12 protein-coding genes are annotated in these 12,664 nt (G+C 40.8%); 7 read left to right on the forward strand and 5 right to left on the reverse strand.

The genetic code is table 11. The annotated features are described in order from the left end of the window. Positions 1-807, reverse strand: coding sequence for a 2,5-didehydrogluconate reductase DkgB (gene dkgB / locus HYI04_RS03025; protein ID WP_005401050.1), 807 nt, complete (start codon positions 805-807; stop codon positions 1-3). Between the two features lie 110 nt (positions 808-917). On the opposite strand from dkgB, the gene HYI04_RS03030 reads away from it, so the two are divergent. Continuing rightward, on the forward strand, positions 918-1,808 hold the full coding sequence (locus HYI04_RS03030) for a LysR family transcriptional regulator (protein ID WP_005401051.1): 891 nt from the start codon (positions 918-920) through the stop codon (positions 1,806-1,808). Between the two features lie 60 nt (positions 1,809-1,868). Here the strand turns inward: HYI04_RS03030 and HYI04_RS03035 are convergent, their stop codons facing one another. Further along, the gene (locus HYI04_RS03035) at positions 1,869-2,270 is read right to left on the reverse strand and encodes a hypothetical protein (RefSeq protein ID WP_004696625.1); all 402 of its coding nucleotides are present in this window, start codon (positions 2,268-2,270) and stop codon (positions 1,869-1,871) included. A gap of 226 nt (positions 2,271-2,496) precedes the next feature. On the opposite strand from HYI04_RS03035, the gene HYI04_RS03040 reads away from it, so the two are divergent. From HYI04_RS03040 to rodA, 6 genes are all read left to right on the forward strand, one after another. After that, entirely contained in the window at positions 2,497-4,137 is a 1,641-nt protein-coding gene (locus HYI04_RS03040; RefSeq protein WP_004696627.1) for a CTP synthase, read from the forward strand. Between the two features lie 31 nt (positions 4,138-4,168). Then, the gene (gene kdsA, locus HYI04_RS03045) at positions 4,169-5,026 is read left to right on the forward strand and encodes a 3-deoxy-8-phosphooctulonate synthase (protein WP_005401052.1); all 858 of its coding nucleotides are present in this window, start codon (positions 4,169-4,171) and stop codon (positions 5,024-5,026) included. A 60-nt stretch (positions 5,027-5,086) separates the two neighbouring features. Next, positions 5,087-6,376, forward strand: a complete 1,290-nt coding sequence (gene eno / locus HYI04_RS03050) for a phosphopyruvate hydratase (protein ID WP_004696631.1) — start codon at positions 5,087-5,089, stop codon at positions 6,374-6,376. A gap of 7 nt (positions 6,377-6,383) precedes the next feature. After that, positions 6,384-6,785 carry a septum formation initiator family protein gene (locus HYI04_RS03055; protein ID WP_010326966.1) on the forward strand — a complete coding sequence of 134 codons (402 nt, stop codon included), beginning with the start codon at positions 6,384-6,386 and terminating at the stop codon, positions 6,783-6,785. Next, the gene (gene ispD / locus HYI04_RS03060) at positions 6,745-7,464 is read left to right on the forward strand and encodes a 2-C-methyl-D-erythritol 4-phosphate cytidylyltransferase (protein WP_005401055.1); all 720 of its coding nucleotides are present in this window, start codon (positions 6,745-6,747) and stop codon (positions 7,462-7,464) included. The genes HYI04_RS03055 and ispD overlap by 41 nt, the downstream gene beginning before the upstream one ends. Positions 7,465-7,577: 113 nt before the next feature. Then, a complete protein-coding gene (gene rodA, locus HYI04_RS03065; RefSeq protein WP_005401056.1) occupies positions 7,578-8,714 on the forward strand; it encodes a rod shape-determining protein RodA in 1,137 nt (378 codons plus the stop codon). An 81-nt stretch (positions 8,715-8,795) separates the two neighbouring features. Here the strand turns inward: rodA and HYI04_RS03070 are convergent, their stop codons facing one another. The 3 genes from HYI04_RS03070 to mqo form a co-directional block, all read right to left on the reverse strand. Then, entirely contained in the window at positions 8,796-9,281 is a 486-nt protein-coding gene (locus tag HYI04_RS03070; RefSeq protein ID WP_005401057.1) for a hypothetical protein, read from the reverse strand. A gap of 56 nt (positions 9,282-9,337) precedes the next feature. Next, positions 9,338-10,612, reverse strand: a complete 1,275-nt coding sequence (locus HYI04_RS03075) for an MFS transporter (protein ID WP_005401058.1) — start codon at positions 10,610-10,612, stop codon at positions 9,338-9,340. Positions 10,613-10,685: 73 nt separating this feature from the next. Then, positions 10,686-12,320: a malate dehydrogenase (quinone) gene (mqo, locus tag HYI04_RS03080; protein ID WP_005401059.1), complete on the reverse strand. Its 1,635-nt coding sequence runs from the start codon at positions 12,318-12,320 to the stop codon at positions 10,686-10,688. Positions 12,321-12,664 lie beyond the last annotated feature (344 nt).

Raw genomic sequence — 12,664 nt, forward strand, 5'->3', positions numbered from 1 at the left:
TCAATCCCACATCGGTGCTAATCCCTCAGGACTAACTTCACGTTGATTTCGGTCTAATTGCGTAATTGCCATCATTTCTTCAGTCGACAGTTGAATCTCTTGCGCCTTTAAGTTGGACATCAAGTGTTCACGTTTGGTTGAAGAAGGTATGACTGCAAAACCACGTTGTAATGCCCAAGCCAAGCTAATTTGTGCAGTCGATACTTGATGTTGCTGCGCGATGTGCATTAAAACAGGATCATTCAAAACCTTACCGTAAGCCAGTGTCATATATGAAGTGACATCAATGTTTTGTGCTTGGAGGAAATCAACCAGTTGATGGTTTTGTAGGTAAGGACTGAGTTCAATTTGGTTGGTTGCGATGTTTTCTAGCCCAATACTCTCAATCGCCTGTTGAGTCAGCTCAATATTGAAGTTAGAAATACCAATGTGTTCGGTCAAACCTTGTTGTTTCGCTTGCAATAAGTTCTGCATGAGTTCTGTAATGTTTACACCTGTACTTGGGGCAGGCCAGTGGATCAAGGTTAGATTCACGGTATCGGTTTTTAGTTTATGCAAACTTTCTTTTAAGCTTGGAATCAATTTTTCTACTGAATAATTTTCTGTCCAGATCTTTGTGGTGAGAAAAAGATCTTGACGATTGATACCACTGAGTTCAATGGCTTGACCAACTTCGGCTTCATTACCATAGATTTGAGCAGTATCGACCGCACGATAACCGACTTCTAGTGCAGTTTTAACAGACTCAATGACAGTGTCACCTGTTAAACGGAAAGTGCCTAGGCCGAATTGAGGAACGATATTCATTTTTTACTCGATAACTTGTTTCATGGAATGAGGCCATTTTGTAGAAAAAAGACTTGCTTAAAAACTAGGTAATTTGCAAAATATTATTGACTATTAATCAATAATTACACATGAAATCTACCATAGAAGAATTAACGGCTTTTGTGAGCATTGTTGATAGTGGCTCTATCGTCAAAGCTGCGCAGCAATTGGATCAAACCACATCGGGTGTCAGCCGTGCCTTGCAACGTTTAGAGTCAAAGTTGAATGTGACTTTGCTAGAGCGAACGACACGGAAGCTCAAGTTGACCTATGAAGGGCAGCAGTTTTTGACAAAGGCACGTAAAATTTTACTCGACTTGACCGAAGCTGAAGAAAGTTTGCAAAATAATGATGCTGAGGCATTTGGTTTAATTCGGATTGATTCAGCAACGCCTTTTGTGCTGCATGTGATAGTGCCGCTGATTGAAGAGTTTATGCAGCGCTATCCAAAAATTGATATAGAAATTACCAATCACGATCAGGTTATAGACTTACTTGAACATAAAACCGATGTCGCGATTCGGTTTGGTGAGTTGGCGGATTCAAGCTTACATGCCAAGCTACTTTGTAAAAGTCGGTTATATATTGTGGCTAGTCCTGTTTATGCGCAAAAACATGGTCTACCTAAAAATGCAGCAGAATTAAGCTCACATACTTTGCTTGGTTTTAGTCAGCCTGCACATTTAAATACGTGGCCTATTCAGTTGGAGGATGAGCCTTTAATTATTCAGGCCAAAATTAAATGTTCAAATGGAGAAACGGTTCGTCAGTTGGCATTGCAGGGGGCAGGGATTGCCTGTTTATCACGCTTTATGGTCGAGCAAGATATTCAAGATGGGCGGTTTATTGCTTTGTTGGAAGATCAAATTCAGATCAAAGAGCAGAAAATACATGCGGTCTACTATCAACAGAATTATGTGCCAAAACGTATTCGCTTATTTATTGACTTTCTTGCAGAAAAATTAAAAGCTTATTTATAAGCCGGCAATAAAAAAACCCGATATCAATCGGGTTTTTTTAATCATCTAATATAGCGATGATTAGTTTTCTAAAGCTGGTGTCGCTGCTGCAATGGCTGCTGCAACCGCATCATCTTCAGTTTGCGTATTTGGGTTTGTATTACTTGGGCGTGCTTGCGTTGGTTTTTCTTCTGCTTTTGGTGCTTCTGCTTTTGGTGCAGGCTGAGCTGCTGGAGCAGGTGCTGGCGTTTCACGACGGATCTCAGTAGTTGTATTCGGTGTTTCTTCGCGAATCACTTCAACTTGCGCTGGAATCTCAGGCTCAGATGCTGCTAAAGGTTGAAGTTCAACAGTTTGTTGTTGCTCTGTAGTAACGACTTCAACTTGTTCTTGTTCATCTTCTTTAGGTGCTTCTTTCTTTACACATGCTGTTAATAGTAAGCCTGCTGCAATGGCACCACAAATTAAAAGTTTTTTATTCATAATTACATAAAATCGAGTGTTTGAAGGATCGCGCCATTATAACAGCAAAATGCAAGATGAAAATCCTATGAACTTAGCTTAATTTTATCTGCCAAATGCTGATAGAATATCCAATTGTTTATTGTTCTATGAATTGATGCGGATTGACTTTGCTTTATTGGTACAAGGTAAAGTAAAATTGCGCAACATTGCAGGCCGAATTAGGCTCGATTGTACGAGAAACCCAATGACCCATTTTATTTTCGTGACTGGTGGTGTAGTTTCATCACTAGGTAAAGGTATTTCAGCTGCTTCAGTTGCTGCGCTTTTAGAAGCCCGTGGATTAAAAGTAACCATGGTAAAAATGGATCCATACATTAATGTCGATCCAGGGACTATGAGCCCGTTCCAACATGGTGAAGTTTTTGTCACAGAGGATGGTGCAGAAACCGATTTAGACTTGGGTTATTACGAACGTTTCTTGCGTCGTGCGAAAATGACCAAGTTAAATAACTTTACTTCTGGTCGCGTATACCAAGACGTTTTAAATAAAGAACGCCGTGGTGACTACCTTGGTGGAACTGTTCAAGTTATTCCACATATTACAGACAACATCAAAGAACGTGTACTTCGCGCAGGCGAAGGTTATGACGTTGCGATTGTTGAAATTGGCGGCACAGTAGGTGACATCGAATCTCTCCCATTCATGGAATCTGTACGTCAACTTATGGTTGAACTAGGTCATAAGCGCACTATGCTTATGCACTTAACTTTGCTTCCATATATCAAATCTGCGGCAGAGTTGAAAACTAAACCAACTCAGCACTCGGTAAAAGAATTGTTATCGATTGGTATTCAGCCAGACATTTTAATTTGTCGTACTGAATATGATGTTGATGCAGACACGACCCGTAAAATTGCCTTGTTCACAAACGTTGAAGCGCGTGCAGTTGTGGTGTGTAAAGATGCACGCAGCATTTACCAAATTCCGCGTACCTTCTATGAACAAAATGTTGACGACTTAATCTGTGAACGTTTTGGTTTCAATGACTTGCCTGAAGCTGATTTAACAGATTGGGACAATGTTGTAGAAGCACTACTAAACCCTGAATACACGGTTCGTGTTGCAATGGTTGGTAAGTATGTTGAACTTCCAGATGCGTATAAGTCTGTGAATGAAGCGCTTTTACATGCGGGCATTCAAAATCGCGTTAAAGTTCAAATTGACTATGTCAATGCTGAAGAACTTGAAAGCCAAGATGTCAATGAAGTATTGAAAGATATGGATGCAATCTTGGTACCGGGTGGTTTTGGTGAACGTGGTACTGAAGGGAAAATGCAAGCGATTAAATTCGCACGTGAAAACGGTGTTCCATTCTTGGGTATCTGTTTAGGTATGCAGTTGGCTGTGATCGAATATGCACGTAATGTCGTGGGTATTAGTGACGCGAGTTCGACTGAATTCAACCGTTCGACTAAGTCTCCATTGATTGGTCTAATCACTGAATGGTTAGATGAGCGTGGTGAAGTTCAACAGCGTAATGTTGACTCTGATCTTGGCGGTACGATGCGTCTTGGTGCTCAAAAATCAGAATTGGTTGAAGGGACTAAAACACGTGAAGTGTATGGTTCAGCAGATATTATTGAACGTCACCGTCACCGTTATGAGATGAATAACCGTTTTATTCCAGCGCTTGAAGAAGCTGGCATGAAAATTTCGGGCTATTCACCTGTACAGCACTTAGTAGAAACAGTTGAAATTCCTCAACATCCTTGGTTTATTGCTGTACAATTCCACCCGGAATTTACAAGTTCACCACGTGATGGACACCCATTATTTGCTAGTTTTATTGATGCTGCAAAAGCACAGTACAAAAAAGCGAAGTAATTTGGGTTAAGCAATAAACTAGGAAGTTTAAATGTCACAATTAAAACCACAAGAAATTGTACGTTTAGGCGATATACAAATGGCAAACCACTTGCCATTTGTACTATTCGGCGGCATGAACGTACTTGAGTCTAAAGATTTGGCTTTTGAAATTGCAGAGACTTATGTCGATATCTGCAAGCGTTTGGAGATTCCTTACGTATTTAAAGCCAGTTTTGATAAGGCCAACCGTTCAAGCTTGAACTCGTTTCGAGGGCCAGGCCTAGAAAAAGGGATTGAGTGGTTAGCTGACATTAAAAAACATTTCAATGTACCTATCATTACTGATGTACATGAACCTTACCAAGCTGCACCTGTAGCGGAAGTTGCGGATATTATCCAACTTCCTGCTTTCCTAAGTCGTCAGACTGATTTGGTTGAAGCGATGGCAAAAACTGATGCCATCATTAACATCAAAAAAGCACAATTCCTTGCACCACATGAAATGCGCCATATTTTGCATAAGTGTTTAGAGGCCGGGAATGACAAGCTCATTATTTGTGAACGTGGTTCGGCATTTGGTTACAACAATTTGGTTGTAGACATGTTGGGCTTTGACATCATGAAGGAAATGAATGTCCCTGTGTTCTTTGATGTGACCCATGCGCTTCAAACTCCGGGTGGTCGTGCGGATTCTGCGGGTGGTCGTCGCGCGCAAATCACGACACTTGCTCGCGCGGGAATGGCAACAGGTCTAGCAGGTTTATTCTTGGAAGCGCATCCAGACCCAGAAAAAGCCAAGTGTGATGGACCATGCGCATTGCGTATGTCTCAGCTTGAGCCTTTCTTGGCACAGCTAAAAGAATTGGACACCTTGGTTAAAGGTTTCAAAAAGCTAGATACACACTAAATTATAAACTCATTGATGCCATCTAAAGCATCTCGTTATTAATCAACTGAGGAATTGTTCATGAGCCAAATCGTTGACATCCGTGCACGTGAAATTTTGGACTCTCGTGGTAACCCAACCATCGAAGCAGACGTAATCTTAGCATCTGGCGTAGTTGGCCGTGCATGTGCACCATCTGGTGCTTCAACTGGTTCTCGTGAAGCTTTAGAACTTCGTGATGGCGACAAAGCACGCTATTTGGGTAAAGGTGTTAAAACTGCGGTTAACAACGTAAACACGATTATCCGTGATGCTTTAGTGGGCAAATCAGTATTTGAACAAAAAGACATCGATAATACGATGATCGAACTTGATGGTACTGAAAACAAAGAAAAATTGGGTGCAAATGCAACTTTAGCTGTTTCGCTCGCTGCTGCACGTGCTGCTGCCGATGAAAAGAAAATTCCTCTTTTCCAATACATTGCAGACTTACGTGGTCAAACTATTTTGACTATGCCTGTACCAATGATGAACATCATCAATGGTGGTTCGCATGCAGACAACAATGTTGATATTCAAGAGTTTATGATTGAGCCTGTAGGCTTCACGTCATTCTCTGAAGCACTACGTGCGGGTGCTGAAATCTTCCATTCTCTTAAGTCAGTTTTAAACAAAAAGGGTTTAAACACTGCTGTAGGTGATGAGGGTGGTTTTGCGCCGAACTTACGTTCAAACGAAGAAGCAATCACGGTTATTCTTGAAGCGATTGGTCAAACGGGCTACAAAGCGGGTTCTGATATTATGCTTGCGCTTGACTGTGCATCTTCAGAATTTTACAAAAATGGTCAGTACATCCTTGCTGGTGAAGGCAATAAAGCATTCACAAGCAACCAGTTCTCTGACTATTTGGCGGGCCTTGTAAACCAATATCCAATTATCTCAATTGAAGATGGTTTGGATGAGTCGGATTGGGAAGGTTGGTCTTACTTGACATCTATCCTAGGCGACAAAATCCAGTTGGTGGGTGATGACTTGTTCGTTACAAACCCGAAAATCCTTCAACGTGGTATTAATGAGAAAGTCGGTAACTCTATCTTAATTAAATACAACCAAATTGGTACGTTGACTGAAACTCTAGATGCAATCTATCTTGCGAAAGAAAATGGTTACTCTACTGTAATTTCACACCGTTCTGGCGAAACTGAAGATTCTACGATTGCTGATCTTGCGGTGGGTACTGCGGCTGGTCAAATCAAGACAGGTTCACTGTGCCGTTCTGACCGTGTAGCGAAATACAACCAATTGCTTCGTATTGAAGAATTGACAAATGCTGCTTACCGCGGTAAAGCTGAGTTTAAAGGTTTAAACTAAGCGACTAATGTCAATGTTCAATGTATTCGACTCGTTGATGAGTAAAGTACTACTAGGCCTTGCGATCATTTTGATCGCAGGGTTTCAGTATTTATACTGGTTTGGTGAGGGTGGTTATCAAGACCATTTACAACTCACACAAAAAATCCAACAACAAACTGAAATTAATAACGACTTAAAAGAACGTAATCGTGTCTTGGCGGCAGAAGTGTATGATTTGAAAAATGGTATTGAAGCCATTGAAGAGCATGCGCGCTTGGACTTGGGTTTAATCAAACCCCGAGAAACATTTATTCAAATGAGTACCATCAGTACTCAATATAAGCCTGTTTATATTGATCCTAACGCCCAAATTGATTTGCGAACCAATGAAGACGATGAGCCTGAAACCCCTCCAGCTACCCCATAAATTGTGGGCTATTATTCCTGCTGCTGGCTCGGGTAGTCGCTTTTCTAAAACTGAACTAAAACAATATCAAATGATTGGACAAAAGACCGTACTTGAACATACGGTTTTACGTCTTAACCAATTGCCTTTACAGGGCTATGTTTTGGCGATTGGTTTAGATGATGATGTCGCTCAAAGTTTGCCTTTTACCAACATGGAAAAAGCACATTTTTGTGAAGGTGGTGCTGAGCGTGTAGACTCAGTGCTCAATGCGCTCAATTATCTTTCCACAATCGCTGATGCTGACGACTGGGTTTTTGTGCATGATGCAGCTCGTCCATGTGTCACGCAGGATTGTTTGGTGAGACTGGTTGATACTGCTATTCAGTCCAATACAGGGGCGATTTTAGCTATTCCTGTTAGAGATACTTTAAAGCGTGTAGCCTCAGCGCAAGATATTCAAGAAACCGTTGATCGTTCACAGCTTTGGCAGGCACAAACTCCGCAGATTGCTAAACTGGGGGTACTGAAAAAGGCAATTGAACATGCACTAGAGGCACAAGCCTTAATTACAGATGAAGCTAGTGCTTTAGAGTTTGTTGGTGAAAAGGTTCAAGTCGTACAAGGGCGCTCCGATAATATTAAAATTACCTATCCAGATGACCTTGAGCTTGCGCGCCTGATTTTGGTAGCACAATAAAAATTATTTGGATTTATTGGGTTAAAACTACAGAAATATGGGTTTGAATGATGTTATCTAAAACACTTTGAACTTATAATTTGCCCTGTCTTTAGCTCATTCAATTTACGCAAATGATACCATCACAGCAGTATCGTTTTTTACGTCAGTCTTTACGTGACGGTAGAAGCATTAAACATGACTCATCTCGATGGGCTAAATTACATTTAGATCCATGGCTTTTATGCTTTCTGATTTTAAATGCCGTGTTGGGATTGTTGGTTATTTATAGTGCGTCAGCACAAGATATGGGCATGGTATTTCGCCAAGCCACGAGCTTTGCTGTGGGCTTCATTGTGATGATGATCTGTGCGCAAATCCCACCCAAAGTCTATCAGGCCATTAGTCCTTATTTTTTCATCTTCGCTGTGATTTTAATGGTATTGGTCTTGGTGGTGGGCGAAACCCGCATGGGAGCCAGACGTTGGATTAGTCTACCAGGTATTGGTAGCATGCAGCCTTCTGAGTTTATGAAGTTTGCCATGCCTTTGATGATGGCGTGGTACTTTGCAGGCCGCGCATTCCCGCCTAAGTTTATGCATATTGTGATTTCGTTGGGCATTATGATGTTGCCGTTTTTATTGGCAGCTTTACAGCCTGACTTAAACCTAGGTCTCTTGATCCCTGGTGTGTGTGTCATTTTCCTTAGCGGTATTTCTTGGCGGCTCATTGCGTTGGCCTGTGGTGCATTGGCTGTTGTCGCTCCCTTACTTTGGATGTTCTTTTTGCAAGAGTACCAAAAAAAGCGAGTGCTCACTTTATTTGACCCAGAGTCAGATGCATTGGGTGCGGGTTGGAATATTATCCAATCCAAGATTGCCATTGGTTCAGGTGGTTTAATGGGGAAGGGTTTTACAGAGGGCACACAGTCACATTTGGGGTATTTGCCTGAGCACCATACCGACTTCATTATGTCTACGTATGCGGAAGAGTTTGGCTTTATTGGGGTGTTCTTGCTGTTTAGTTTGTTTGCGGCCATTATCATTCGTTGTTTGATTATTGGTATGAACAGCTTTCATAATTTTGGGCGTTTATACGCGGGTGCTGTGGGCTTAACATTCTTCTTCTTTGTGTTGTTAAACTCGGGGATGGTCAGTGGGATTTTACCTGTAACAGGTGATCCATTGCCACTGATGAGTTATGGTGGAACCGCGGTGATTACCATGTTGGCCAGCATGGGTATCGTGATGTCAATTCATACTCATCGCTAAAGTTTAAAAGAATCAAGCCAGCGGTATTGCTGGCTTTTTTGTGTTTAAAATAAGAGGAAAACTCTAACGTTTTTTTGATCTTTATAAAGCACCATATTGTTGCCATGTTTCGCCTGTATGCAGGCTGTCATAATAGTTTTGCAGAGTATTCAAGTCATGGTATTGCGTATAGGCTAATACTAAAAGCCCAAAAATTAAAGCCGCCTTCAATAGATTTAAATGCAAGTGCTGCTGTGAAAAATAGCCTAAGCTAAGTGCGGTGAGTATGACTGAGGGAAGAATGGCAATACTTTCATACTGAGAAAGAAACATCCAATGATTGAGATAAATCAGAATTAGAATGAGTCCAATCAATCCCATGTAGTTATAGATCTTTTTATTTACAGATGCTTTAAAAACAGTAATTGTTTGAAATATTAAAATCAGACTACTGAAAAGGTATGCACTTTTTCCACCAATAATCACACTATAGATTGCATTGAATAGGCAATAAGCCAACAACATGGATAGTACGAAAGAATAGAGTTTGACATAGAGAGTGTGTGAAAAGGGGAGAATCTGTTTCATAATTTGCTCTATTGAAAACTCACATCATATTAAAAGGAGATTTGAAGCTTAACATGCTATTCGATTTTTGTGACGGTAGCATGTTTTTTCCGTGTTGGGGATGGCTTGAATAAATGTTGCGTACGAGTAGAACTTAGACCACAAATTATTAAACACAGCGTCCCGCCAATAAGTACTGCTGGCACTACCGAAAAATAGCGCGTCATTAGGCTTGTGTGTAGGGCACCGAGTTGATTGCCTGAAGTCACTAAGATGCCATTTAAAGCTGCTACACGCCCTAATAGTGCTTTTGGGGGGAGTTGCTGTAATAAAGTTTGCCGAATGATCATGCTGATGCTATCAAAGGCGCCAATCAAAACAAGGAAGAAGACTGAGAGCCAAACATGGGGGGATAGTGCAAAGGCCAAAGTGCACAAAGCAATTGCAAAACTACTATAGAGCATGTTTCTCCATGCATTTTTCATCGGAGAATAACAGGTCAATATCAACATCATGATACAGGCGCCAATGGCTGGAGCCGCTCTGAGTATACCTAAGCCTTCAACGCCTAGATGAAGGATATCGTGTGCAAAAATAGGCAGTAAGATAATGACACTACAAAAAAGCATAGCGCTGAGATCCAGCAACATACTCCAAAACATCAGTGGATGTTTAAAGATAAACAAATAGGCCTCTTTTAAGCTTTTGCTTAAATGTTGTTTATGCGTGCTAGGGAAGTCACGAGCACTTAATCCGAACAAGCAGATGCTACCCACGCAACACAAGAAAAAAACAATCAAGAGGGTTTTTTCAAGCCCAAGTTGGCCGAGTAAAAGTCCTGCGCATAAGGGCGCTAAAATGCCGCCTATTTGCCAAATGAGGGCAGTCCATGTGGCTGCATTGCTATAGGCTGACTCTGGGGTTAGAAAAGGGCGTAATGAATTAAAAGATGGGCTGTAAATACCTCTAAGTATGCCTAAGCAAAAGATGAGGCTATAAATGCCGCATAAAAGTGTATATTGTTGAATGTGCTGTTGTTGGTACTGAGAAAAAAGAACAATAAACAATAAGGGAATTAGTGTGCTACAGCTAAAACTCCACTGCACAATTTTTTGTCGGTTATAGCGGTCAGCCCAATCGCCACTAATCAGGGAGAGGCAAATAAAGGGAAGTAACTCAATTAAGGCAATCATGCCAAGGCTGAGTGGATTCTGAGTGAGTTGGTAGACGCTATAGGCAATGACGACTTCTTGAATCATGATGGCTAGAATTAAGCACAACTGATTGACACTCAGAAGTGAAAAATCACGTGAACGAAAAGCCAAAAAAGCGTCGGAATGGAAAAGCGACATAAACAGAATAGTTTCAAATATGAATTAAAAAAAGGATGGCGCAAAGTCCATCCTTTTTAGGGTTTAAAGCAGATTACTGTGCTTTTGCTACAGCAACAGTTTCGTCATTTGCAGCCTTAGCCATCGGTGTATATTTCAAACCCAAGGTTGTGCTGGTGTATTGGCGAACTTGATCAAGAAGAACAGGATTGGTGCTGAGTTCTTGTTGGTACGATTTTACAATTTCATGTAATTTCGGATTCCATTTACCTTCTACTTGTTGTGGGAATGCTTTTTCAAGCAAGCTCAACATAATATAAGGAGAAGTTGAAGCACCTGGTGAAGCACCTAATAGGGCAGTCACAGCACCATCTTGTGATGCAAAAATCTCGGTACCAAATTGCAAGCTTGCAGGTTTGCCTGGTTCTTTCTTAATGATTTGAACACGTTGACCACCTTGATTCATGCGCCAGTCCTCTGGTTTTGCATCAGGATAGTATTTTTTCAACTCATTAAAACGGTCTTCATCGGTCATCATGACTTGGCTAACTAAGTATTTCACCAAATCAAGATTTTCCATACCCACAGCGGTCATTGGTAAAACGTTGTTCTTCGTGGTTGATTTCAATAAATCAAGCTGAGAACCTTGTTTTAAGAACTTGTTTGAATAAGTTGCAAATGGACCAAACAACACATATTTTTTACCGTCGATATAACGTGTATCAATATGTGGAACAGACATTGGCGGTGCGCCTAATTCAGCACGACCATAAACTTTTGCAGTATGACCTTCAGTGACTTTTGGGTTGTCGGTCATTAAGAACACGCCACCTACAGGGAAGCCAGCATATTGCTTCGCTTCTGGTAAGCCTGTCATTTGTAAAAGTTTAACCGCTGCACCGCCTGCACCAATAAAGACAAAGCGCGTTTTCACGTGATCTGTTTTCCCTGTAGTGAGGTTTTTAAATGCAACAGTCCACGTTTTATCATCATTTTGGCTAATGCCAGTCACTTCAGTGGATGTTTGTAACTGGAAATTAGATTGTTTTTTAAGGTGATCGACCAATTGAGTGGTGATCGAACCATAGTTCACATCCGAACCTACATCCATGCGTGTTGCAGCTACTTTTTGTGCAGCATCACGGCCATTCATCACCAATGGTGCCCATTGTTTAATTTCAGCAGGATTCTCAGAGAATTTCATGCCATAAAACATTGGGTTTTTAACCATTGCAGCGTAACGTTTTTCGAGGAAATTCACGTTATCGCCCCAAACGAAAGCAATGTGCGGTACAGGGTTGATGAAGCTATTTGGTTGACCCAAAACCCCTTCTTTGACTTGATAAGACCAGAACTGTTTTGCAACTTCAAATTGTTCAGCCACTTTTACAGCTTTGGTAATGTCCATTTTCCCATCTTTTTCAGAGGTGTAGTTCATTTCCATAAAGCCAGAGTGACCAGTGCCGGCATTGTTGAAACCATTAGAGCTTTCTTGTGCAACTTTGTCGAGTCGTTCATACATGCGAATTTGCCAGTTTGGCTCAAGCTCGCTTAGATATGTGCCTAAAGTTGCACTCATGATGCCACCGCCAACTAAGACTGCGTCAACAACAGGCTCATTGTTGGTGGTTTGAATTTTTTTAGACGTGATGGGTCTAAATAAAAAGATCAGTGCTGCAATAATAAGCAGGACGATGAATACCAATAGGTATTTTAAAAATTTGTTCATGCGATTATGACCTTGGGGAGCAGGTTTTGGATCGCTTTATAGCGAAGAGAAAATAACAATTATGGTGATAGAGGTGCTTGTAAAAAATTAGCTTGGCAGAATTGAAGTAATACTTAAAAGCACAAGCATACAAAGATTAACGTTTGAAGCTATCACGCATTTTTGATTGATGTATATTTTAGACTAAATATGTATTGACTTAGTAATTTTTATTGTAAATGGGTTGGGTTGAATTATAAATATCAGTGATGTTTGTTTTTATTTATTGTTTTTATTGAATTTTATTTTGGTTTAATTTCTGCATTTAAAATGCAGATGTTGAATATCTATACAACTACTCAATA

The sequence above is a fragment of the Acinetobacter sp. SwsAc2 genome, assembly GCF_013391465.1.
Classification (GTDB): domain Bacteria; phylum Pseudomonadota; class Gammaproteobacteria; order Pseudomonadales; family Moraxellaceae; genus Acinetobacter; species Acinetobacter johnsonii.